The sequence below is a fragment of the Pelomonas sp. Root1444 genome, from assembly GCF_001426885.1.
In the GTDB taxonomy this organism is placed as follows: domain Bacteria; phylum Pseudomonadota; class Gammaproteobacteria; order Burkholderiales; family Burkholderiaceae_C; genus Pelomonas.
In genome coordinates this window covers 266-23,595 of sequence record NZ_LMFP01000032.1, presented here as the reverse complement: position 1 = coordinate 23,595, position 23,330 = coordinate 266, and the positions used below count along the sequence as shown (strand labels likewise).

At 69.5% G+C, this 23,330-nt stretch carries 22 protein-coding genes; 5 read left to right on the top strand and 17 right to left on the bottom strand.

Features of this window, described 5'->3' with window-relative positions; translation table 11 throughout:
* Positions 1-72 precede the first annotated feature (72 nt).
* The 5 genes from truD to ASD35_RS24995 form a co-directional block, all read right to left on the bottom strand.
* Positions 73-722, bottom strand: a 650-nt coding sequence (gene truD / locus ASD35_RS28635) for a tRNA pseudouridine(13) synthase TruD (RefSeq protein WP_369819243.1), incomplete at its 3' end; no start/stop codon positions are given.
* A 939-nt stretch (positions 723-1,661) separates the two neighbouring features.
* The gene (locus ASD35_RS25010) at positions 1,662-3,686 is read right to left on the bottom strand and encodes a hypothetical protein (RefSeq protein WP_056877698.1); all 2,025 of its coding nucleotides are present in this window, start codon (positions 3,684-3,686) and stop codon (positions 1,662-1,664) included.
* Complete coding sequence (locus tag ASD35_RS25005) at positions 3,683-4,309, bottom strand: HAD-IIIA family hydrolase (protein ID WP_056877697.1); 627 nt, start codon at positions 4,307-4,309, stop codon at positions 3,683-3,685. Before ASD35_RS25005 ends, ASD35_RS25010 begins: the two co-directional genes overlap by 4 nt.
* Positions 4,300-5,061 carry an SDR family oxidoreductase gene (locus ASD35_RS25000; protein ID WP_056877696.1) on the bottom strand — a complete coding sequence of 254 codons (762 nt, stop codon included), beginning with the start codon at positions 5,059-5,061 and terminating at the stop codon, positions 4,300-4,302. Before ASD35_RS25000 ends, ASD35_RS25005 begins: the two co-directional genes overlap by 10 nt.
* A gap of 45 nt (positions 5,062-5,106) precedes the next feature.
* Complete coding sequence (locus ASD35_RS24995; RefSeq protein WP_056877695.1) at positions 5,107-5,574, bottom strand: hypothetical protein; 468 nt, start codon at positions 5,572-5,574, stop codon at positions 5,107-5,109.
* A 109-nt stretch (positions 5,575-5,683) separates the two neighbouring features.
* On the opposite strand from ASD35_RS24995, the gene ASD35_RS24990 reads away from it, so the two are divergent.
* Entirely contained in the window at positions 5,684-6,850 is a 1,167-nt protein-coding gene (locus ASD35_RS24990; RefSeq protein WP_056877694.1) for a glycosyltransferase, read from the top strand.
* Here the strand turns inward: ASD35_RS24990 and ASD35_RS24985 are convergent.
* The 8 genes from ASD35_RS24985 to ASD35_RS24950 form a co-directional block, all read right to left on the bottom strand.
* Positions 6,834-7,340 carry a hemerythrin domain-containing protein gene (locus ASD35_RS24985; RefSeq protein ID WP_056877693.1) on the bottom strand — a complete coding sequence of 169 codons (507 nt, stop codon included), beginning with the start codon at positions 7,338-7,340 and terminating at the stop codon, positions 6,834-6,836. The genes ASD35_RS24990 and ASD35_RS24985 overlap by 17 nt on opposite strands.
* A gap of 169 nt (positions 7,341-7,509) precedes the next feature.
* Entirely contained in the window at positions 7,510-7,728 is a 219-nt protein-coding gene (locus tag ASD35_RS24980) for a hypothetical protein (protein WP_056877692.1), read from the bottom strand.
* A gap of 192 nt (positions 7,729-7,920) precedes the next feature.
* Positions 7,921-8,289 (bottom strand): response regulator, encoded by a 369-nt coding sequence (locus tag ASD35_RS24975; RefSeq protein ID WP_082580445.1) that lies wholly within the window; start codon positions 8,287-8,289, stop codon positions 7,921-7,923.
* A 283-nt stretch (positions 8,290-8,572) separates the two neighbouring features.
* Complete coding sequence (locus ASD35_RS24970) at positions 8,573-9,118, bottom strand: hypothetical protein (RefSeq protein WP_056877772.1); 546 nt, start codon at positions 9,116-9,118, stop codon at positions 8,573-8,575.
* A gap of 133 nt (positions 9,119-9,251) precedes the next feature.
* Positions 9,252-11,786 carry a DNA ligase D gene (gene ligD / locus ASD35_RS24965; RefSeq protein WP_056877690.1) on the bottom strand — a complete coding sequence of 845 codons (2,535 nt, stop codon included), beginning with the start codon at positions 11,784-11,786 and terminating at the stop codon, positions 9,252-9,254.
* Positions 11,783-12,571 (bottom strand): tetratricopeptide repeat protein, encoded by a 789-nt coding sequence (locus tag ASD35_RS28280; protein ID WP_082580442.1) that lies wholly within the window; start codon positions 12,569-12,571, stop codon positions 11,783-11,785. Before ASD35_RS28280 ends, ligD begins: the two co-directional genes overlap by 4 nt.
* Before the next feature lie 5 nt (positions 12,572-12,576).
* Complete coding sequence (locus ASD35_RS24955) at positions 12,577-13,506, bottom strand: Ku protein (RefSeq protein ID WP_056877688.1); 930 nt, start codon at positions 13,504-13,506, stop codon at positions 12,577-12,579.
* A gap of 162 nt (positions 13,507-13,668) precedes the next feature.
* A complete protein-coding gene (locus ASD35_RS24950) occupies positions 13,669-14,010 on the bottom strand; it encodes a PRC-barrel domain-containing protein (RefSeq protein WP_056877687.1) in 342 nt (113 codons plus the stop codon).
* 460 nt (positions 14,011-14,470) lie between these two features.
* Between ASD35_RS24950 and ASD35_RS24945 the strand changes: the two genes are divergently transcribed.
* Complete coding sequence (locus ASD35_RS24945) at positions 14,471-15,862, top strand: polysaccharide lyase family 1 protein (RefSeq protein WP_082580455.1); 1,392 nt, start codon at positions 14,471-14,473, stop codon at positions 15,860-15,862.
* 196 nt (positions 15,863-16,058) lie between these two features.
* The gene (locus tag ASD35_RS24940; RefSeq protein ID WP_056877686.1) at positions 16,059-16,418 is read left to right on the top strand and encodes an H-NS family nucleoid-associated regulatory protein; all 360 of its coding nucleotides are present in this window, start codon (positions 16,059-16,061) and stop codon (positions 16,416-16,418) included.
* A gap of 12 nt (positions 16,419-16,430) precedes the next feature.
* Here the strand turns inward: ASD35_RS24940 and ASD35_RS27700 are convergent, their stop codons facing one another.
* Positions 16,431-16,805, bottom strand: a complete 375-nt coding sequence (locus ASD35_RS27700; RefSeq protein ID WP_056877685.1) for a VOC family protein — start codon at positions 16,803-16,805, stop codon at positions 16,431-16,433.
* 109 nt (positions 16,806-16,914) lie between these two features.
* Between ASD35_RS27700 and ASD35_RS24930 the strand changes: the two genes are divergently transcribed.
* Both ASD35_RS24930 and ASD35_RS24925 read left to right on the top strand, forming a co-directional pair.
* Positions 16,915-17,385: an Lrp/AsnC family transcriptional regulator gene (locus tag ASD35_RS24930; RefSeq protein WP_056877684.1), complete on the top strand. Its 471-nt coding sequence runs from the start codon at positions 16,915-16,917 to the stop codon at positions 17,383-17,385.
* Between the two features lie 87 nt (positions 17,386-17,472).
* Positions 17,473-17,961, top strand: a complete 489-nt coding sequence (locus tag ASD35_RS24925) for a hypothetical protein (RefSeq protein WP_056877683.1) — start codon at positions 17,473-17,475, stop codon at positions 17,959-17,961.
* Positions 17,962-18,008: 47 nt separating this feature from the next.
* Here the strand turns inward: ASD35_RS24925 and ASD35_RS24920 are convergent, their stop codons facing one another.
* The 3 genes from ASD35_RS24920 to ASD35_RS24910 form a co-directional block, all read right to left on the bottom strand.
* Positions 18,009-20,525, bottom strand: a complete 2,517-nt coding sequence (locus ASD35_RS24920; protein WP_056877682.1) for a response regulator — start codon at positions 20,523-20,525, stop codon at positions 18,009-18,011.
* Between the two features lie 129 nt (positions 20,526-20,654).
* On the bottom strand, positions 20,655-22,034 hold the full coding sequence (locus ASD35_RS24915) for a glycoside hydrolase family 5 protein (protein WP_235538458.1): 1,380 nt from the start codon (positions 22,032-22,034) through the stop codon (positions 20,655-20,657).
* 126 nt (positions 22,035-22,160) lie between these two features.
* Positions 22,161-23,330 (bottom strand): glycoside hydrolase family 5 protein (locus tag ASD35_RS24910; RefSeq protein WP_369819242.1); only part of this gene is annotated, 1,170 nt, incomplete at its 5' end.

Sequence of the window (23,330 nt, the reverse complement as noted above, 5' to 3'; positions counted from 1 at the left end):
GCCCGGTGGGCCGGCCCGCCTCGTCCATCACGTCGCCGGGCAGGGCCTTGCCCCACAAGCCCTGCTGGATGNGCCAGCACTTCATTGAAGACGAAGGAGCGCACCGCCGACAGGTAGATGCCCTTCTTCTTCGGGCTGCGCACGCGGATCTCGCGCGCCAGCATGGCGCGGCCCTGCTCGACGTTGCCGCCCTCGAAGCCGAAGCGCTGGGCGCCGAAGTAGTTGGGCACGCCCTGTGACGCCACGGCGTGGAGATTGGCCTCGACGGCCCTCATCGCATCAGGGCCGCCGGTCACGTCGCGCAGCACGATGCGGAACCGGTTGCCCTGCAGGTCACCGGGGCGCAGCTTCTTCACGTGGCGGCTCTGGCTCAGCACCTTGAATTCCGGGTGCTGCAGCTGGGTCAGGTCGGGCGTCTCGCCCTTGGGTAAATAGATGCTGAACCACTGGCGGGTGATCGCGTAGCGGTCCTTCAGGCCGGCATAACCCACATCCCTTTCCTCCACGCCGGCGGCCGCGGCCAGCTGCTGGGCCACGAAGGCGGTGTTGGCACCGTTCTTCTGGACGTCCAGCCAGATGTGCTCGCCCTCACCGGAGGGCAGCTGCAGCGGCAGTTCGGTCACGCTGAAATCCTCGTTGAGGTGTTTCAGCGTGGCGCTGGCGCCGCTGGCCGGATAGGCGTTGGGCCACTGCGGCAAGGTCGTGTATTGAGCGTCGGTCATGAGTGGTCTGGCGGCACCAGCTGTGGGCAGGACAGGCTGCCTGGCCGACCAGCGGCGGTCCGGACGGCGATTCTCTCCGTACCCGCGGGCGTTGACGTCGCGTCAACAGATGCGACGTCGATGAACGCGTTGCGCGACACGGCGCGGCTTGCCTGCGAGGACGTCAATTCACGGAACGGGCCGGGCGCGGAAGTGCGTCGGCGGGGGCAATGACAGCGCAAGGCTGATTGCGGTCCTTCGACATGCGTAGCAGGTCAACGGCTGCCGAGCCACGTCAGCCAGTCGCGCGGCCCATCAGGCAGCTAACGCCCAGACCCCGACAGGAGTAGGGCCGCCACAAAGAACGCGACGGCGCAGTATTTGCTCTGCTTGGCGAATCTGGCGTAAGCGACTTCATTGTTTCGACGATCGTAGTGGTCCGCCACGTAGCTCGCTAAGTGCGCGACCCCGAAAAAAAGCGCCGCACACATGATGTAGGCGCTTATGCCTTTCAAAGTCCCACCGTTGCCTCTTCTGTTGGGCAGGTAGAAGGCCCCCGTGTACAGGCTGTAGCCCATGTACAGCAATCCGACGAGGCACAGGATGACGTACCAAATGCGCTGCGGTGCAGGCACGTCATTTGGCGTCCAGACTTTCGGAGCCCTGAACACGGGTCTCCAGGCGCTGTGATCACCGAAGGATGCATTGCAGCGGGGGCAGACCGAGGCATCTCGCTGCAGGGTCGCATCGCACTGGGGGCAGTGAAACATTTCGCGGTCTGGTGACGGTCTGCGGCCGGGGTACTGGAAAGCAGTCGCTAGCGAACGGCAGTTCCTGGCCGCCAGCGTACATCAGCAAAGGTCGAAAGGAAGGACCGCTCTCGCTGCAAAGCCGCCCGCCGCCGGCGTCCCCGAGGGCCCAGGCCTCCCGCCGGCGCCACGACGAAGTTCACCGGCTCGCTCAACACGGGCTTGTCGATCCGAGGTGAAGCCGGAGGACGGCTTGCCGCACGGCATCCACCATTGCCGCAGCCTCCCGAAGGCATGCAGCGTCACCGTCGCCTGACCGACCAGCACTCGGCCAGCCTGGCGCGCAGTCCCACGCGATGACGCGCTCCACCGCTGCGGCGAGCGCGGCGTGCAGGCTGTCGTGCACGCGGCCCAGCCAGTGCAGGTTGCGCGGCCATGGCGTGTCGGTGGGCGGCGCCGGCGCATCGACCAGCAACTGCTGCCCCGGCCAGCGCGCGGCCAGTTCGCGCAGGCGGTCGGCGCTGCCGGCGGCCGTCGGCGGCGCCCTCAGCCACCAGCGCGGCGCCGTGCCGGTGCGCAGCAGCCCGGCCACCTCCTCGGCTTCGTAGCTGTGCGGCGGCGGCCGTCTCGACGTGGGCGGCGGCCAGCTGGCGGGCAGCGTCGCGCGGGCGCGGCGCAGCAGGTCGCCAGTGGGCGGCCGGTCGCCGTCGGGCTGCAGGATGAGGCCGGTGTCGGCCAGCTCGCGCCACCAGGCCGGGTGGCCGTCGTCGCGCCAGCCGGCCAGCCAGCAGGCCCAGCGGTGGGCGCCGGCCTGTTGCAGCGCGGCGCGCAGCAGCGCGAGTTCGGCGTTCGTCGGCGGCGCGCTCCAGCCGGGGCTGTGGCCGTGCAGCACCAGCAGCTCGGCGCCCGGCGCCACGCCGTGGCAGCGCAGCACCGGCTCGGCGCTGTCGGCGCGCGGTGGCTCCAGCAGGCGCAGCGGGCCCATCGCGGCCAGCGCCTGCAGCAGGGGTTCGCGCGGCGCGGGCCAGTCCTCCCAGGCGCAGGGCAGCAGCACGAGCAGCCCGGGGCGCGTGTCGGCGGGCGTGGGCTCGGCCACGTCGCGCCACTGCCGCAGCGCGCGGGCATAGGGCCGGTTCAGGCTGCGCTCCTGCGGCTGGCGCAGGTGCCACAGGCCGCTGCGGTGCCAGCGCCGCGTGTCGTTCCAGTCGGGCCGGTCCAGCAGCGGGTACAGGCACACGCCCTGCAGCGGCAGGCCCTGGGCGCGGGCGCGTTGTGCCTCGGCGGCGATCTCGTGCAGCCAGGCGGCGCGGCCGACGCCGATGTGGCCGGTCTCGGCGATCACCATCGGCCGCTCGTAGCGCCGCCAAACTTCGCCCAGCAGCTGCGCCAGCGGCCGCCGGCGCGGGTCGCGCAGGTGCCAGGGCAGGCGCTTCTCGCTGGGCACTTCCCACTGGCTGGTGTGATAGTGGTTCAAGCCCACCCAGTCCAGCGCGTCGGGGTGGCCGCCGAGCTGCGGGTCCATGCGGCCGCACAGCATGTCCATCGTCTGCCACTGGTAGCTGGCGATGCGTTCGGCCAGCGCGCGTTGCTCGGCGTCGTCGCCGTCGCAGGGGGCCACGTGCAGCACCGGCTCGATGTGCAGGAAGCGTGCGCCCGGGTCGGCCGCGCGGATGGCCTGCATGCCGGCCAGCGCCGCGCGCACCAGCCGCTGCTTGACCTGGAAGCCGCTGATGCGCGAGTCCTCCAGCGCTGCGGCTTGCTGCACGCCGGCCGGGCCCATGTCGGTCGTCGCGCTGGCGGCCCAGGACAGGAAGCTGATCTCGTTGATCGGCGTGTAAAAGCGCGGCGCGGGCGACAGCGGCGCCAGCACGCGCGCCACCTCGCCGGCAAAGCGGGCGAAGCGCGGGATCAGCGCGTCGTCCAGCAGCGTGAGGTCGGGTGGCACGCCGTAGTGCATCAGCGTCCACAGGATGTGCACGCGCTGGCGCGTGGCGGCCTCGGCCATGCGCACGGCGCGGCTCAGGTCGAAGCTGCCGTCGGCGCGCTCGGCCAGGCGCCAGCCGACGCTCTCGCGCACGCAGCGCAGGCCCAGGCGGCGGGCGGCGCGGTAGTCGGCGTCCAGGCGCTGGTGGTGGCCGGTGGCGGCCACGAGGTCCAGCGCCTCGCCGGCGCCGTTCACGTGGTCGGCGCCTTCGTAGCCGCCCATCCAGAAGGAGGGCAGCGCGCTGCCGTTCATGGCGTGGCGGTTTGTCTGGCGACGAGGTGTTCGACGTGGTCGGCCAGCGCGGCCCAGTCGTCGAAGGCGGCGTCGGGTTCGCGCAGCGGCCCGCGCCGCCACACCGTCTCGCCGCCGCTGCGCAAGAGGAAGCCACCGGCCCCGGCGCGATGGCCGGCCTCGACGTCGTCCAGCGTGTCGCCGACCATCCAGGAGCGCGACAGGTCCAGGCCGAGCGCCCGCGCGGCGCGCGTCAGCATGCCGGGCGCGGGCTTGCGGCAGGGGCAGGTCGGGTTGCCGTCGGCGTCGGGCCCGTGCGGGCACATCTCCACGGCGTCGATGGTGACGCTGAACTCCTGCTGCAACCGTTGCAGCAAGGCTTGCTGCAGCACGTCGAACTGCTCATGCGTGAACAGCCCGCGCGCGATGCCGCTCTGGTTGGTGACGATGACCAGCGCCAGCCCCGCGCGCTGCAGCCGCGCCAGCGCCGCGCCGGCGCCGGGCATGAAGCGCAGCAGCGCGGGGTCGACGTTGTAGTGCACGTCGTGGATCAGCGTGCCGTCCTTGTCGATGAAGAGGCAGGGGCGGCCCTCACTGTGAACTGCCTGCACGTGCCGCGCGCCGGGCCGGGTGGTCAGGGCCACGACGTTTCGCGCATCGGCAATACGGTCAGTTCCGGCACCACCGTGCCTTCGGGCTGCTGCAGCATGTAGCGCACCGCGCACGCGACGTTGATCGGGTCCTGCAGGTTGTTGGCGTCGATGTCCGGGAAGCGGTCGAGCAGGAAGGGTGTCTTCATGCCGCCGGCGACGATGGCACCGACGCGGATGCCCTGGTCGCGCAGCTCGGCATGCAGCGCGTGTGACAGGCCCAGCAGGCCCCACTTGGTGGCGTGATAGGCGCTGGCGTTCGGCCAGGCGCGCTTGGACGCGGTGGACGCGATGTTGACGACATGGCCGCCACCGGTCTGCCTTGCCATCTGCGCGGTGGCGAACTTGATCATCAGCAGCGGCCCCGACAGGTTGGTGTGCAGCACGCGCAGCCAGTCCTCGACGCTGAGCTCGGCCAGCGGCGCGGTGACGTCGACGGCGGCGTTGTTGACGAGGGCGTCCAGCCGGCCGAACTTGTTGACGGCGAGTTCGATGGCGCGCTCGCACTGCGCCGGGTCCGCCACGTCCAGCGGCACGGCGATGGCCTCGATGTCGCGTTCGCCGAGCAGGGCGGCGCAGTCCTGGGCGCGCTGCAGCTCGACGTCGGCCAGCACGACGCGCATGCCGGATTCGCCCAGCACCTGGGCGATGGCGGCCCCCAGGCCGCGGCTGCCGCCGGTGATGAGGGCGACGCGACCCTGCAGGTTGGCGGGCTGCGGGGTGGGGGTGGAGGAGGAGTCAGTCATGTGAACGCTCTGAGGTTGCAGGTTTCAAGAAAAAATGAGGCAGGGCTAGCTTGCGTTCTGGGCGGCATCCCAGGCGCGGGCGCGCAGCTGGGCGGCGGCCATCAGCGAGAAGCATTCATCCCAGATCGGAAAGGCGCCGCTGGCGGCGACGACCAGGCCGTCCAGCCAGACGCTGCCCCACAGCAGCGCGTCGTCGGCATGCAGGCGGTGCGGCTCCAGCAGCTGCAGGCGGCGGCCGTCCATGCGGTGGCGCCAGGACAGGCGGGCCTTGCGGCGGGCGTAGTCGGCGTAGTCGACATCCCAGCGGTCGCGGTCGCCGAAGGAGTGCTCGTACAGGATGCGCGGCTCTTCGCCGTCGGGTTGCGTCGGGTCGAGCACGACCACATGCAGCACGCCGAGGCCGCTGACCTCGGGTGCTGCGAGCTGTGCCGAGATGGCCGGCGCGAGGGCGGTCAGCGCGGCCTTGGCGAGTTCGGCAGTCAGGAAACGGCTGCCGGAGGGTTGTGGCGTCATGGCGGTGGTGGTGGCAGAAGGTGCGGTGCGGGCCGTAGGCAATGAGCGCTCCCGGCCCGGCGGGCACCGGGCTTGCCGGCCGGGCGCGTCGCGACTCTTCACAGGTTCCATGGACAAGCATTCCGACGTGGCAGCCGGTCAGGCGCTGCACGTGCTGGAAGTGGTCGGCAACGCCATCGTGGGTGGCATGGAGACCTGGGTTGAACGGTTCATCGAGCGCATGCCGCCGGAGCGCGTGCGCTTCACGGTGCTGTGCCCGGCAGATGGCGCCTTCGCGCGGCGCCTGCGCGGGCTGGGCATGGAGGTGCTGATCGTGCCGATGGCGGACGACCCGTCGTGGAGCAGCATCCAGATGGCCACGGCGCTGGTGCAGTCGGCGGGCGTTGATTTGCTGCATGCCCATCTGCCGCGGGCGCATGCGCTGGCCGGCATCGTCGGGCGGCTGACGTCGCGCCCGGTGCTGGCCACGGTGCACGGCCGCCAGCCGACGGTGCTGGACCTCGAGGTGCACCGCGCGGTGCAAAGCCATTTGAGCGTGGTCTGCCGGCCGAGCTACTACAGCGCGCTCGGTCTGGGCGTCAGCCCCGAGTTGCTCAGCTGCGAGACCAATGGTGTCGACACGGCGGTGTTCCGCCCGCAGCGGCCCGCGGCGAGCGCGTTGCGTGACAGCCTGGGCCTGGCGCCTTCGACGGTGCTGGTGGGCTTCGTCGGCCGGCTGTCGCCGGAGAAAGGCCCGGACGTCTTCCTGCGCATGGCGATGCTGCTGCAGGGGCGCCAGCCCGATGCGCATTGCGTCGTCGTCGGCGACGGCCCCATGCAGGCTGAACTGGCGCGGCTGGCCGGGCAATTGGGGCTGCGGCAGACGCATTTCCTGGGCCTGCGCGACGACATGCCGGCGCTCTACAACGAGCTCGATGTCGTCGTGTCCAGCTCGCATTCCGAGGCCATGCCGCTGGCGCTGATGGAAGCGATGGCCTGCGGCCTGCCGCTGGTGGCCACGCGGGTGGGCGGCGTGCCCGACCTGATCGAGCACGGCGAAACGGGCTGGTTGGCCGGGCCGGGCGATTTCAACGACCTGGCCGGCCGCTGCGCCGCGCTGGTGGCGGATGAAGCGCTGCGCCGCCGCATGGGCGCACGTGGGCGGGCGAGGGCGGTCGAGCATTTCGACCTGCAAGCCTGTGTCGACCGTGTCGGCCGCCTGATGCTGCGGCTGGCCGGCTCGCGGGGCGAGCCGGCCTTGCCGGCGCAGGTTGCGGGGGTCAGTGCAACTGCATGAGCTGCTGCTTGCGCTCTTCCATGCGCTGACCCAGTTCGACGAGGTCCAGCCGCGCGGCCTTCTTGGCCTTGGGGAACATCTCGGTCTGTTCCTCCTTGACGTGGTGCTTGACGAACTCGCCCATCACCTTGACCTTGGCGTCGTACTCCTCGCCGCTGGGCTCCTGGTCCTGCACCTGCGCGATCAGGTCCTTGACGGCGGCATGCTCGACATGGGCCTCGGGCACGAGCTCCTTGTCCTTGAGGGCTTCCTTGAAGGCCGGGTAGAAGATCTCTTCCTCCAGCGTCGTGTGCACGGTCAACTCCATGCAGATGGCCGCGACGATCTCCTTCTTGCGCCGGTCCGAGCGGGCCTTCTCGAACTCCTCGAACAGGGCGCTGACCTTCTTGTGGTCCTCCCTGAGCATGGCCACGGCGTCCTTCGGGCGCGGCGTCCGGCGGGGAGCGGTGGAACGGCGGCTCGCGGTGGCGCGGGTGGGTGCTGTGGGCATGGTGTGTCCTTGGTTGCTTGGAAGAGGGGGTGGAGGCGCCAGGCAGACGCAGCGTCGAAACCGTGAATGGCAAACGCCATGCCATTCGCAACCGGAATGGCATGGCGTTCATGGGCCACGGGCTGCGTCATGCGCAGCGGCGCGGCCGGGCGCTCAACCCGTCAGCGCGTCAGCTGCCCTTGCGGCCCTGGCCGGAGCTGCCTTGCTGCTCACGCGAGCTGTCGCGGTCCGAGACCTGCGAGGAGCCGCTGCCACCTTGCTGCTGGCGATTGCCCTGCGAGCCGGCCTGTTCCTGCTGGCGGCTGCTGCGGTTGTCATCGGTGTCCAGGTTGCTGCCCTGCTGGCGTTGGCCAGGGTTGTTGCTGCCGGAGCGATTGCTGTTTGCCATGGATTTCTCCTTGAGGTTGCGGGATGCGGCCGGTCATCGACCGGGCCGCGATGACAAAGTTAGGCCGCGGCCCCGCGTTTCCTGTCGGACAACACCGCGCCCGGGCGCCAGTTTTGTGAAGCGCGCGGCGGCGAGACGGCGGCCCGGCGCCCCACCGGCTCCGGCGCGCCAGCGGCAAATATTGCCGGTAAATCAGTTCAGCGGCGGGAAAAAGCGCCTCAGGTTCTCCAGCGACAGCGGCTTGCGCAGCACGTGGTCGACGCCCGCTGCCATGGCCTCGTTGTGCTCCGCTTCACCGGCGCGGCCGGTAAGTGCGATGAGCACGAGGTCGGAGCCATGGGCGGCGCGCAGGCGCTTGCTCAATTCGCAGCCGTCGAAGTCCGGCAGCCCCAGGTCCAGCAGCGCGCAGACGGGCTGGTACTCATTGACCGCCGTGATGGCGTCCTGTGCGGTGTTGGCCACGCGCACGCTGTAGCCGTCGATCGTGAGCAGTTCGCTCAAGGTCTGGCATGCATCCACATCGTCGTCGACCAGCACGACCCGAAAGTCCTCAGTTCCCATGGCATATCTCCTCTCAGCCGTGCTTGCCGCACCATCGCGCAAGACGTTCCCGAACGCGGTTTCAACACTGCTTGTAACGGGAGGACAGCAAGCCGCATGCCTGCTGACGGACCAGGCCGGCGGCGCAGGCCGGTTTGGTCCTACGCCGGCGTGCGATTTCGGCCGATGGACCGCGCTGCCGTGGCGCGGCAGTCACCTGCCGTATGACGCAAAAAAGCCCGGTCGGCCTTGCGGTCACCGGGCTTGTTGGCCACGCATCGGCCGCCAGAAGGCGGCTGCGGGCTCACTGGAAGTAGCGGGCCTTGGCGCTGGCCTGGCAGCTGTCCTTGGCGTCGCCCGACAGCGTGTCGCAGCGCTCGTTGGCGGCCTTGTAGTCGGCCTTGAGCTTGGCTTCCATCTGGTCGTTCTGGGCGTCGGCGATCTTCTTGTTCGCCTTCAGGTCGGCCTTGGCCTTGTCGTGCGCGGCCTTCGCATCGGCCACGCAGACGTCCTTGGCATTGCCCGACTGGCTGTCGCACATCTCCTTGGCGAGCTTGTACTTGGCTTCGTAGCGCGCCTCCAGGTAGTCGTTGCGGTCCTTGGTGTTGCCGGTGTGCTGGTATTCGAGGTGGGCCAGGGCGACCTTCTCATGACCCTTGGCGCGCTCGACGCAGACGTCCTTGGCATTGCCGGACATGCTGTCGCACTTGTCGCGCTCGGCCTTGAACATCGCCTTGACTTCGTCCTTGGCGGACGAATAGACCGGCTGGGTCAGGTTGGCCGAAGCGGCGCCGGCCAGGCCGGCGAGCACGAGGGCGCACAGCAGGCGCGGGGCTTGGGATCGGGTCATCATCGGTCTCCTTCGGGTTGATGGATTGGCGGCACCTGCAGCGAGGTAGCCCCACCGGTCAGCTTAAGAACGCCACCCGCGACGCCCTGTCAGCAACGCGCTGCTGTGGGCGTCGGACAAGACCGCGGTGCTCTCAGTCCCTGTCCAGCCGTTTGATCGCCGCCGTCAGCGACTGGCGCGTCTTCCAGTACGCCGCCCAGGGGTCCTCGCCGCTGAAGGACAGGTACTCGCGCGCCGTCTGGATGGTCCAGTGCGCGCCGCTCTTCAGCGACGACAGCTGCGCCCAGGCCACCGGCATGGACACGCCCATCCCCGGGCGGGCGCGCGCCGAGAAGGCCGCCGCCGTGGTCTGGCCGTGGCCGTTGCGCAGGTAGTCGATGAAGATCTTGCCGACGCGCCGGCTGCCGCCGCTCTTGGCGACGAAGCGCTGCGGGAGCGTGCGCGCCATGTGCTCGACGGCCGCCTTGGAGAAGGCCTTCACCGCGTCGTCATCGAGCCTGGGCGTCAGCGGCACCACCACATGCAGCCCCTTGCCGCCGCTGGTCTTGAGCCAGCTCTGCAGGCCCAGCTCCTCCAGCAGCGTGTGCATCAGCAGCGCCGCCTCCTGCAGCTGCGCCCAGGTCACACCCTCGCCGGGGTCGAGGTCGAAGATGACGCGGTCGGGCTGGTTGATCTTCTTCGCCGTCGAGTTCCAGGTGTGGAACTCGACGACGTTCATCTGCGTGGCGCTGATCAGGCCCTCCAGGCTGTTGATGGCCAGCAGCGGCGCATGGCCGGGCCAGAGCTCGGCATCGAGGTCGACGACGCCGGGCATCTTGGCCTCCGAGTGCTTCTGGAAGAACAACTCGCCGCTGATGCCTTGCGGCGCGCGCACCAGCGACACCGGCCGCTGGCGCAGGTGCGGCAGCATCCAGTCGGCGACGCTCTCGTAGTAGCGCACCAGGTCGATCTTGCGCAGGCCGGTCGACGGGTCGATGACGCGGTCGGGGTGGGTGATGGCTACACCGGTCTTGCGCGCGGCCGGCGCGGGGGCCGGCGCCGGGGCCGGGGCGGCCTGCTCGCGCGTGATGGACCGGGCCGGCTTGTCGGCGCGCACGCCGCGAAAGCTGGCGTGGCGGATGTGCCCGTCCGGCGTCCATTCGCCGAAGGCCACCTCGACCACCAGCTCCGGCTTGACCCAGCGCTCATTGCCGCTGCGGCGCTTGGACCAGCGGCCCGGCGTGAACTCCGCCGGGTCGAGGGCGGGCTTGTCGGTCTCGAGCGCCACCAGCACGCGGTGCAGCTCGCGGCCCTGGGCTGTGCCCCAGCCGGTGCCGACCGAACCCGCCGAGCGCAGCCGGCCCTCTTCGTGATAGCCCAGCATCAGCGCGCCCACCTCCTTGGGCGAGTTGGTGCGGTCGGTGAAGCCGACGACGACGAACTCCTGGCGGCGCTGGCATTTCAGCTTCAGCCAGGTGTCGCTGCGCCGGCCGACGTAGGGTGAGTCGGCGCGCTTGAGGATGACGCCCTCCAGCCCCAGCCGGCAGGCGGCGGCCAGCACTTCGGTGGGCGTCGACGGCAGCGCGTCGCTGAAGCGGATGCGCTCGGTCGCGCGGCCTTCGAGCAGCTGCTGCAGCGCGGCGCGGCGGCCCGCCAGCGGCACGGCGCGCAGGTCGTAGCGGCCGACGAAGGGCAGGTCGAAGAGGAAGAAGACGATCTCCTGCGTGCGGGCGTTGTCGATGGCGTTCTGCAGGCGGTTGAAGTCGGGCACGCCCTGGTCGTTGAGCACGACGATCTCGCCGTCCAGCCAGCAGGGGCCGAGGTCCAGCGCCTGCAACGCCTCGGCCAGCGGCTTCAGCCGCGCCGTCCAGTCGTTGCCCTGGCGCGTGAGCAGGCGCACCTTGCCGGCGGAGATGCGCGCCAGCAGGCGGTAGCCGTCGAACTTGTTCTCGATGAGCCACTCGCCCTCCGCCGGCGCCGCGGCCGCCAGCGTGGCGAGCTGCGGCGCCAGCGTGTCGGGCAGCGTGGCCTTGACGGCTTTGGACAGGTCCGGGCCGGCCGCTGGGGACGGTGCCGGGGCGGTGGCGCCGCGCGGCTCGCGCTCCTCCACGAGGCCCAGCGGCTTTTCCACGACGCTGTCCGGCAGCGCGGTGATGACGTCGTACTCGGTGCCGGGCCGCGCCCAGGCGTCGCCGCGTTTCTTCAGCAGCAGCCAGTGGTCCTGCTTGAACTGCCCCGGCTTGGAGATGCGCACCAGCTCCCAAAGGCCGGCCAGCTTCTGGCCGTGCAGATGGAAGATCAGCTTGCCCTTCTCCAGCCCCTCGCGAGGGTCACCGACGGGCTCCCAGGTGCCGCGGTCCCAGATGATGACGGTGCCGGCGCCGTAGCTGCCCTTGGGGATGCTGCCCTCGAAGGTGTTGTAGCTGACCGGGTGGTCCTCGACATGGATGGCCATGGCCTTGACGGCCGGGTCGAAGCTGGGGCCCTTGGGCACGGCCCAGCTGAGCATCACGCCGTCCAGCTCCAGCCGGAAGTCGTAGTGCAGCCGCGAGGCCCAGTGCTTCTGGATGACGAAGCCCAGCGCCTTCTTCCGGGACTTGCGCGCCGGTCGGCCCTCGGGCTCGCGGGTCGCGTTGAAATCGCGCTTGGCGTTGTAGCGCGCCAGGGGCGCCTCGTCCTTGAGCTTCATGGCCGTTGGCGCCGGTAGGCGTTCAGGTGGCGCAGCGAGCCTTGGTGGTCGCCCAGCTGCTCCAGCAGCACGCCGAGGTTGTAGTGGGCGTCGGCCAGGCGCGGGTCCAGGGCCAGCGCGCGCTCGTAGGCGGCGACGGCCTGGTGCGGCCGGCCGACGTCTTCCAGTGCCGTGGCGCGGTTGAAGTGCACCAGCGGCGTGGCCTCGCAGTGGTCCAGCGCCTGCTCGTACAGCGCCACGGCCTCTTCGCAGCGCCGCGCCTCGCACAACAGCGCGCCGAGGTTGACGTACGCGGCCGAGCAGCATGGGTCCAGCTTCAGCGCGCGGCGGTAGGCGGCCTCGGCCGCGGCGCTGTCGCTGGCCTCCAGCGCCTGGGCCTGGCGCAGCCATTCGCCGGCAGCGGGTTCGTCAGCCAGCGGCCGCACGGCGGCGGCCTCGTCGTCGTCGAAGGGCAGCAGCGCCTGGCCGGTGTGGGCGTCGATGCGCTGCCGGTCCGGCGTGCGCGCCTCGACGCCGCCGGCATGCGCACGCAGGCGCACGCCGGACAGTGCGCCGGGGGCGAGCGAGTCCTTCACGCGGCGCAGCGCCTGCACCACCTTGCGCGGCGGCACGCCGGCATCGCGCAGCGCCTTGGCGGTGCGCAGCACGACGACGTCCTGGTGGCTGAAGCGCTGGCCGTCGCGCGGCGCCACGACGCCTTGCTCGACCAGGCGGTCCAGGAAGCGTTGGGTGAGGCCGGTCAGGCGCAGCGCCTGCCGCAGCGGGTAGGGCGCATCCAAGCCCATGGCGGCTATTTCTGCGCGCGTCGGCGCGGCGCCGGGGCGGCCTCGGGTTCGGCGTTCACGCGCTTGGCGGCCTTGCGGGCCGGGGCCGGCTTTGGCTTGAGGGCAGTCACGTTGGACGGCTTGGCCTCCTTCGCCTCCTTGGCCGGCTTCTTGCCGCCCAGGCTGGCACGCAGCGCATCCATCAGGTCGATGACCTGGCCGCTGCCCGGCGTGCCGTCCTCCTCGTGCGCAGACGCGACGATCTGCTTGCCCTTGACCTTCTCCTCGATGGCCGCAAGCACGCGGGCCTTCTCGTCGTCCTCGAACTGCGTCGGGTCGAACTCGTCCGCCGCGATCTGCTCGACCAGCTGCAGCGCCAGCTGCAGCTCGGGCTTGGAGACCTCGGCCTGCGGGATGTCGAGGTCCGCCAGGGAGCGCACCTCTTCGGCATAGCGCAGCTGCTGCAGGATGAGGCCGTCCTCGTTGGCACGGATCTGCGCGACGTACTGCTTGGCCTTCCACGCCCACTTGGCCAGCGCGCAGCGGCCGGACTGGCGCAGCGCCTCGGCCAGCAGCGCATAGGGCTTGTCGCCGCGCTTGTCCGGGGCGAGCAGGTAGCTCTTGTCGTAGTACAGCGGGTCGATGGACGCCACCGGCACGAAGCTGACGATCTGGATCACGTGGCTGCTGCCCTCCTCCAGGTTCTTCAGCTCCTGCGGCGTGAACAGCACGAAGCGGTTGTCCTCCACCTCGTAGCCCTTGACCATGTCCTTGCGCTCGACGACGGCGCGGGTGCGCTCGTTGACGTACTGCTGCTTGACGCGCGAGCCGTCCTTGTCGAGGAGGTTGAAGCGGATCTCGGAGCCGGGCTCGGTGGCCGAGTACAGCTTCACAGGCACGTTCACCAGGCCGAAGCTCAGCGACAGCGAGGCGATGGAACGGGCATTGGTGGCCATGGCAGCTCCGTGTGATTTGCGGGCCGAGCGCCGGGCCGCTCCCAAGCCGGCCCGCCTTTGGCGATGCGCTCGCGGCTCGATGCCGCGAGCATCGCCGTCCCCGCGGGGGACCGGCCAGACTCGCCGCGTTCAGCGGGCGAGACTGGACGAGGGGTCAACGGCCTACATCCAGGGAAAGCCGTAATAGTCGTAGACCTTGCGACCGTAGTCATCCGAATAGGTCGGCGCTTCATCCTCCGGATAGCGCGGCGCCTTCTCAAGCTGGGCCTTGTCGACATTGACGACGTAGCCGTCCTTGTCCGTGTCGTACTTCAGCATGTTCCAGGGCAGCGGGTAGCGGTCGGTCCCCATGCCCAGGAAGCCGCCGAATTCCAGCGCCGCGTAGCGCACCTGACCGCTGCGCTTGTCGATGACGAGGTCGTCGATCGAGCCGAGCTTGTCGCCCTGCAGGTTGTAGACATTGGTGCCTTCGACCTTGGATGAGGAGATGGTGGGGTAGGACATCGCGTGCTCCTTCGAGAAGTAATGGGGGCCGCGGCGCGTGGCCGGGCGTGCTGGGATGCACGCTCTTCAATTTGCGCCTAGGACTGCGCCACGGCAGTCGGGGTGGGCGCAGTCCGGCTGTAGGCCGTCGCCGACGATGTCGCGCGGCGGCGCGGGGGCCGTTGTCCCGCGCCGGACCTTCAGGCTTACCCGGCGGTGAAATCCCGGGGCCACAAAGTCGAAACGCTGTTTCATGATCCGCCCGCGATGCGCGGCCGGAGTGCCGCGCCGACCTGACGTCGTTGCGCCTGGCGCGCAGATCGACCGGTAGCGACCTGCAGTCGGCTCCGGTTTCTCTCTCCCCCACCCCTTCGTCGAGCCTTGGCCGCCCGTGTGAGCCTGCCCGACGCCATGCTGCGCGCCGCCCGGGTCGGGCCGGGGCGTGGACGAAACCCAGGAGACAGACGAGATGAACACCCGCATGACCCCACCCCCTGTGCCACCCGTGCTCGGCAAACCCGTGCATGCCGCGCTGTCGCTGCTGTTCGCCGCGTCGGCGGCGCACGCGGTGGACTGGCCCTCGGGCTATTCCAAATGCGCCGACGAAGGCGAGACCTGCAAGGCCGGCACCAGCGTGCGCCCGGTGTCCTTTGGCATCAAGGACCGCTGGGTGATCAAGAACCTCAGCGGCAGCGTCGCCTGCACCGTGGCCACGTTCGGCTCCGACCCTTACCCGGGCACGGCGAAGAAGTGCGCGGTCGGGCCGGTGTCTGCCCCGGCACCTGCCCCGGCACCTGCACCTGCACCCGCACCCGCACCCGCACCCGCACCCGCACCCGCACCCGCACCCGCACCCGCCGGCCACAGCGGCGGCTATGCCGGCCTGGTCACCGGCGGCGGCAGCGTGACGCCCGTCAACGTGGCCACCGCCGCCGAGATGCAGGCCGCCATCAACGCCTACACCGGCACCGGCGGCCTGGTGCTGCGCTACACAGGCCGCTTCGATTTCGGCACCATCACCGACTCCTGCGCGCAATGGCAAAAGCCCGACGGCGCCATCGTAGAGATCAAGAACAAGAGCAACATCACCATCGAAGGCACGAACGACTCGGCGGCGAATTTCGGCCTGGCGATCAAGGCCAATGCGCAGAACATCATCATCCGCAACATGACCATCGGCCTGCTGCCGGGCTCCATCGACGCCATCGGCATCGAAGGGCTGAGCGGCGCCTACCCGGGCTACATCTGGATCGACCACAACACGCTGTTCAGCAGCACCAAGGAGTGCAGCGGCGCGGGCGACCTGGAGTTCGACGGCCTCATCGACAGCAAGGCCGGCGCCCACCACATCACCTACTCCTACAACCACATCCACGACCACCAGAAGGTCGGCCTGATCGGCTCCAGCGACAGCGACGCCAGCGACCGCTTCATCACCTTCCACCACAACCACTACCAGAACGTGAAGTCGCGCCTGCCGCTGCAGCGCGGCGGCTACACGCACCTGTACAACAACCTCTACAGCGGCGTGCTGACCTCCGGGGCGAACATCCGCATGAGCGGCTACTCGCTGATCGAGGGCAACTGGTTCGAGAACGCGCAGAACCCGGTCACCTCGCGCGACAGCCCGGCCATCGGCTACTGGCAGCTGCGCAACAACAACGTGCAGAGCCCGGCCGACTTCTCGCGGTTCGGCATCACCTGGGTGGCCAGCGAATCGTCGCCATCGCGTGACGCGACCGACTGGACCAGCACCGCCACCTTCCCGCTCGGCATTCCCTACACCTACACGGTGCAGGACCCGAGCTGCGTCAAGCAGAACCTGCCGTCGGCGGCGGGTGCAGGCAAGGGGCTGGCCAAGCTGAACTGCTGACACGCACTGGCCGTACATGCCCCGGGCCAAGGGTCGACCCCTGGGCCCGGGCCTCTCGCACGGGCATGAAATGCATTGCGCTCATTCATCGAGTCATTCATTCGACCGAATGGTTTTCATTCGGCCGCTGCGGCAGGTCTGTGCGCCATTTGTGATTGAATCGCGCCATTCCTAAAACCTGTCGTTGGAGACTTGAATGGCGAAATCGTTGCAAGGCCTGCTCAAGCAGATCGAAACACTGCAGAAACAGGCAGACGCCTTGCGTTCGCGTGAGAAGGCCGACGTGGTGGCGCGCATCAAGGAGGCGATCGCCCATTACGACATCACCGCGGACGAGTTGTTCGGCGCCTCGCCGGCCAAGGCGACGCGTCGCCGCGCGGCCACCGCCAAGGTGGCTGGCAAGCGCCGCAAGGCAGCGGCCAGGAAGACGGGTGGCGTTGCCAAGTACACCGACGGCAACGGCCGCACCTGGTCGGGCGTCGGCAAGCGCCCGAACTGGTTCAAGGACGCGCTCGCCGCGGGCAAGCAGCCCGAAGACCTGCTGGTCAATCGCTGACCAGCCGCCGGCTCAGGCCTCGCGGGTCTTGACCTCGATGCGGTGGCCATCGAGGTCGTGGAACATCGCGCCGAAATAGCTCTCGCTGATGTCGGGCCGCGTGCGCGGCGTGAAGATGTCGCGCGCCGCTGCCGCCATGGCGGCCTCATGGGCCGCCGCGACCGCCGCGCGGTCCGGGGCGGCGATGGCGACGTGGGTGCCGCGCGCCGTCACCGGCTCGCCCTCGGGCACGGGGTACAGGAAGAAGCACCATTTCGCTTCGGTGCCGAAGGCGGCCTCGCTGCCGGTGTCCCGCATCAATTGCAGCCCGAGCGGCGCCAGCACGCGGCTGTAGAACGCCACCGAATCGGCATAGCGCGTGGTGCCCAGGGACATGTGATCGATCATCGGCAAGCTCCTTGTTGGTGAGCCGGCCATGCTAGGGACGGGCCTGCGATGAATTGCGGCAAGATGCGCCGCCGCGACGCCGTTTGCCCGCAATCTGCCAACGTCTTCCATGAGTGAGCTGGACCGTTTCGATCGCCAGCTGCTGGCCCTGGTCCAGCAGGACGCGGCGCTGACCGCTGAGCAACTGGCCGAGCGCGTCAGCCTGTCGCCGTCGGCCATCCAGCGCCGGCTGAAGAAGCTGCGCGAGCAGGGGGTCATCCAGCGCCATATCGCCGTGCTCGACGCGGCCCGCATCGGCCGGCCGACGACCTTCATCGCCAGCCTGCAAGTCCAGAGCGAGCGCCCCGAGCTGATGGCCGGGCTGCGCGCCTGGCTGGAAGCCGAGGCGGCCGTGCAGCAGGCCTTCTACGTGACCGGCGAGGCCGACTTCGTGCTGGTCGTCACGGCACCGGACGCGGCCGGCTACGAGGCGCTGATGGCCCGCCTGCTGGCCGCCAATCCGAATGTGCGCCGCTACACGACGCAGGTGGCGATGGGCGTGCTCAAGCGCGGGCTGAGCTTGCCGGTGCCGCCGGGCTGACCGAGCTCAATACCTGCCGCGGGTTGTCAGGTATCGGCGCGCAGACTGCGGTCACGCAATCCGCGCTCACCGCCCCGAAGGCCCCGCATGAACACTGCATCCACACCGCAAGACTTCGACTTCCTCATCGGCCACTGGAAGGTCAGCCACCGGCGCCTGAAGGAGCGCCTGCTCGGCTGCACGGATTGGGAACGCTTCGAGGGCCGCTGCCGCATGTGGCCGCTGCTGGGCGGTCTGGGCAACATCGACGACAACGTGCTGGAACTGCCTACCGGCCCCTACCGCGCCGCGTCGTTGCGCACCTACGACCCGGCGACGCGCCAGTGGGCGATCTGGTGGTTCGACGGCCGCAACCCGCACCGGCCCGACCCGCCGGTCATCGGGGGCTTCGCCGCCGGCGTGGGCGAGTTCCAGTGCGACGACGAGCTGCGCGGCCAGCCCGTGCGCGTGCGCTTCCGCTGGTCGGGCATCACCCCCACGACGGCGCATTGGGCGCAGGCCTTCTCGGCCGATGGCGGCCAGACCTGGGAGACCAACTGGGAGATGGACTTCGAGCGCCTGCCCGAGGCGGCCTGACGCGGCCGTCGGCCGTTGGCAGCCGCATCAGCCGGCATCAACCAGCGTCAACCCGCATCGGCCGCCGAGCCCTGGCGGGCGAACGGCGGCACCCAGGCCAGCAGGGTGCGCACCAGCTGCCTGGCGTCGATGGGCTTGCTGACGTGGGCGTTCATGCCGGCGGCCAGGCAGTCCTGGATGTCGTGCTCCATCGCGCCGGCCGTCATCGCGATGATGGGCAGGCGCGCATGCTCGGGCATGGCGCGGATGAGCAGCGTGGCGCCCACGCCGTCCAGCTGCGGCATCTGGATGTCCATCAGCACGGCGTCGAAGCCGCCCTGCTTGACGCGCTCGACCGCCTCCAGGCCGTTCTCGGCCACCTCGACCTGCAGTTTCATCATGGCCAGGAAGGCGCAGGCCACCTGCTGGTTGACCGGGTTGTCCTCGGCCAGCAGCACGCGCGCGCCATGCAGGGGGTGCATCGCCTCGGCCAGGCCGGCGATGTCGCTGGGCTCGGCCGCGCGCTGCTCGCCGCGTTGCAGGTGCACGATGACATCGAACAGGCGCGAAGGCGTGACCGGCTTGACGAGGACCTTGGTGGCAGCGCGCGTCCCGAGCTCTTCCTCGACCCGGTCGCTGGCGTGCATGCTGCCCATCGCAATGACGGCCGGCGGCGGGGTGCCGCGCTCGGCGGCGATGCGCCGGGCCGCGTCGACGAATTCGGTGCCGGCGGTCTTCCAGTCCAGCAGCAGCAGCTCGTACGGGTGCAGCGGGTCGGCCTGGCGCAGCCGGTACAGCGCCTCGTCGCCGAAGGACGCCACTCCGACCTGGAAGCGCCAGCTCTGCAGCACCTGCTGCAGGATCAGCCGCTCGGTGGGCTGGGCATCGATGACCAGCGTGCGCATGCCGCGGATGCGGTGCAGGTCGATGCGCTCGGCGCCCGGCTTGGCCTTGCCGAAGCGGCAGGTGAAGCTGAAGCAGCTGCCCTGGCCCGGCGTGCTGCTGACCTCGAAGCTGCCGTCCATCAACTCCACCAGCCGCTTGCAGATCGCCAGGCCCAGGCCGGTGCCGCCGTAGCGCCGCGCGGTGGAGGCGTCGGCCTGGCTGAAGACCCCGAACAGGCGGCTGGCCTGCTCGGGCGTCATGCCGATGCCGGTGTCGCGCACGCTGATGCGCAGCCGTACCGCGCCGTCCTGCTCGCCCAGCAGCTCCGCGCGCACGACGATCTCGCCCTTGGGCGTGAACTTGATCGCGTTGCCGACGAGGTTGTTCAGCACCTGCGTGAGCCGCAGGCTGTCGCCGACAAGGCGGTCCGGCAGGTGCTCGTCGAACTCGAACAGCAGGTCCAGCCCCGCCTCCTCGACGCGGGCCGAGAACAGGTGGCCCACGTTCTCGATCAGCTCCTCGGGGCTGAACTCCTCGGCCTCCAGCGTGATCTTGCCGGCCTCGATCTTGGAGTAGTCGAGGATGTCGTTGAGCAGCGCCAGCAGCGCCTTGGACGAGGACTGCACCTTGCCCAGGTAGTCGCGCTGGCGCGGCTCGAGCCGGGTCTCCAGCACCAGGTGGGTGAGGCCGATGATGGCGTTCATCGGCGTGCGGATCTCATGGCTCATGCTGGCCAGGAAGAGGCTCTTGGCGGCGTTGGCTGCCTCGGCCTCGTCGCGCGCGGCGGCGAGCGCTTCGCCCTGGCGATTGCCGGCCTCGTAGGCCTTGAAGAGGCGCGCATACAGCGTGCTGTTTTCCAGCAGCAGCTCCATCAGCACGACCGAGCAGGCCACCAGGCCAAAAATGCGGCCGGCGTAGAAGCCGAGGTCGAAGCGCGCCTCGTTCAGCATCGCCGACAGCGCGATGTCGAACAGCCAGGCCAGGCTGACCACCATCAGCCAGAGGTCCAGCACGGTGTGTGGCCGCTGACGCCACAGCGCGCGCAAGGCCAGCAGGTTGAAGGCCCAGACGCTGCCGACCGTCACGTACATGGCCGTGGCATAGCGGCCCGAGACGAGCAGCGCCGGGAGGGCTTCGTGGCCGAGCGTGGTCAGCGCGACGCACGCGGCACCAACCAGCAGCGTGCCGACGGGCCAGACCGCCGCCGGGATGGTTGCGGCGGGGCGGCGCTTCAGCCACACGTAGAGCAGCACGAAGAGCGGGAAGCCGCCGTGCCACAGCATGTAGAGCCAGACCGTCGTCTGCGTGCCGGCGCCCAGCAGGCCGGTGGCACTGAAGAGGCCAGGAAAGCTCAGCGCATGGGCGGTCGCCATCGCGGCGGTGAAGAGGTAGCCGCAGCCGAGCACGAGCAGCGCCTGCGCGCGCAGGATGCGGTACTGGCCGAACAGCAGCACGGCCGTGATGAGGTCGGTCAGCACCAGGGCCGACTCGTAGATGGGGATGAAGGCCGGCACCGGTGCGAGCTTCAGCTTCGCGAACGGCACCAGCGCCGCGAAGGCGAGGGCCGAGGCCACTGCCACGACGAGGGCATGCCGGCGCTCCCGTGGCCCCGCCGGTTGGTCCAGCAGGAAGGCCGGGCCGCCAGCCGGCGCTGTTTCGGACGCGGCGCCGCGGTCGTGCGGCAGGCTGCGTTCTTGCAAATCGACTCCCGTGGCCCGGCATGGAGCCGGGGCTTGCTAACAGGATAGTCGAACTGCGCATCGGGCCCCTGGCGGGCCTCGGGCGAGGGGGCTGGCGGCGCGGCCGGGCGCCGCCAGCGCCTGCTGCGGCTACTTGGCCGCGTTGACGATCGCGCTGATCAGGCCGGTGTGCACCTGCGCGCCGCTGCTGCGGTCGAACAGACCCATGCTGTGGTTGGCGTTGGGCGAACCGGCGTCCCACCAGACGGGAATGGCGCCATGCGTCCAGGCCGAGCGGGCGACATAGCGCGTCCAGTTGAGGCGGTAGGTGTCGGAACCCGCGAACTCCGTGCGCCGGATGACGCCGAACTCGCCCAGGATGACGGGGATGCCGGCATCGACGAAGCGGGTCTTCATCTTCTGGAACTGCGCGTCGACATAGGCCTCGTTGGCCCAGGTCTCGGTGTTCGCCGCGCTCGTCGCTGCGGCGCCCCATTGCCAGATCGTGCTGTTCTCGTTGAGCGCGAAGTTGTAGGGGTCGTAGAAGTGCACTTCCATCATCAGGCGCTTCGTCGCGGAGTCGCTCGGGATGGTCGCGAAGTTCACCGCATGGTCGATGTTGGTGTTGAAGCCTTGCACGATCAGATGGCGCGCCAGGTTGCCGCCGCCGGTGGCGCGCACCGCGTTGACGAAGGCCTGGTTGAAGCCGTTCTGCACCGTGTAGTACTCGACCGTCGGCGTGCCGTAGTCGCCATCTTTCATGACTTCGTTGGTGCCGGCGAACAGCAGCGTGTCGTCATAGCCCTTGAAGTTGTTCGCGATCTGCGTCCAGAACTTCGTGATGCGGGCATTGGCCATCGACTGGGTTGCATAGGTGGGCTGCATCCAGCCGCCGTCCCAATGGATGTTGATCATGGTGTACAGGCCGGCGTTCTTCGCGTAGTTGACGACCTGCGTGACGCGGCTCATCCAGGTCGCGCTGATGTTGTCGTTGGCGTCGGCGTACTGCTTCCACGACACGGGGATGCGAACGGTCTTGAAACCGGCGGCCTTGACCGCGTTGAACAGCGCCTGTGTCGCGGGCGGGTTGCCCCAGGCGGTCTCGCCGCCGATGGCTTCCAGCGAGTTGCCGAGGTTCCAGCCCGCGCCCATCAGCTTGGACAGCTGCAGGCTGGTCAGGTCGCGCATGCCGGGCACGGTGATGGCGAAGTTCTGCGTCGTCTTGGCGCCGCAGCTGTTCGTGTAGGTGGCCGTGGCCGTGCAGCTGGCCTTGGCGGTGAGGCTCTGCTCGCGGGCCGATCCGGCGCTGCCGCAGCCGCTCCACGCCCAGCTGCCGCCGGAGGTGGGCTGGGGGCCCATGACGAAGGTCGTGCCGGCAGCGATGCTCGCCGACGCGGTGTTCGTCCAGCTGCCGCTGCCGACCTTGATGTAAGGCTTGACGGCGGTGGCGGTGCAGGTCTGCGCGACCGCATGTGGCCCGGCCGCGGCAAGTGCCAGCAGGCACAAGGAAGTCCAGATTTTCGATTTCAAGGTTTGTCTCCTGGTGGGAATTGCGGCGTGGCATCTCATCTCGGATGCCTGCGCCGTCAGCACGGGCGCCGTCCCCCTGGGCAGCGCCTCGATTTCTGGCCCAGGCGGCGCGGTGCCGCCCGGTTGTCAGGTCGCCGCGTCGACGAGCGCCTTGACGATGTCGGGGTAGACCTGTGCGCCGGTCGCCCGGTTGAACAGGCCCATGCTGTGGTTCTCGGTGGCGGCGCCGGCGTCCCAATAGACGGGCACCATGCCGTGGGCCCAGGCGGCGCGCGCGGTGTGGCGGTCCCACGCGAGGCGGTAGGCCTCGGCGCCGGGGTACTCGGTGCGGCGGATGGCGCCGAATTCACCGAGGATGACGGGGATGCCCTTGTCGACGTAGGCCGTCTTCATCTTCTGGAACTGGGCGTCCGTGTAGGCCTCGTTGAACCCGGCCTCGGTCGCCTTGGGGTCGGTCGCACCGGCGCCCCATTGCCAGATCGCGCTCTTGTCGTTGAGCGTGAAGTCGAAGGGGTCGTAGTAGTGCACTTCCATCATCAGCCGCTGCGCGGCCGTGTCTGTGGGCATGACGGCGAAGGCGACGGTGTGGTCGATGTTGGTGTTGAAACCCTGCACGACCAGATTGCGCACCGCGTTGTTGCCGCCGGTGGCGCGCACCGCATTGACGAACTGCTGGTTGAAGCCGTTCTGCACCGCGACGTACTCGGCCTTCGGCGTGCCGTAGTCGTCCGTCACCATGACCTCGTTGGTGCCTGCGAACAGCAGCGTGTCGTCATGGGCCTTGAAGTGATTGGCGATCTGCGTCCAGAACTTCGTGATGCGCGCATTGGCCATCGCCTGGCTGGCGTAGGTGGGCTGCATCCAGCCACCGTCCCAGTGGATGTTGATGATGGCGAACAGGCCGGCGGTCCGGGCGTAGCCGACGACCTCGGCGACGCGCGACATCCAGGCCGCGCCGATGTTGTCCCCGGCGTCGGCGTATTGCTTCCAGGACACGGGGATGCGCACGGTCTTGAAGCCGGCGGCCTTGACGGCGTTCATCAGCGTCTGCGTCGTCGCGGGGTTGCCCCAGGCGGTCTCGCCGCCGATGGCCTCCAGCGCATTGCCGAGGTTCCAGCCCGAGCCCATCAGCTTGGACAGCTGCAGGCTGCTCAGGTCGCGCATGCCGGTCGTTGCCGGTGCCGGTGCGGGCGGCGCTGGTGCGGCAGCCGGTGCTGCCGCTTCGGCGCCGCCGCCACCGCAGCCGGCCAGGGGCAGCAGCGAAAGGAGAGCCGTGCGCCGCTTCATGCGCCCACC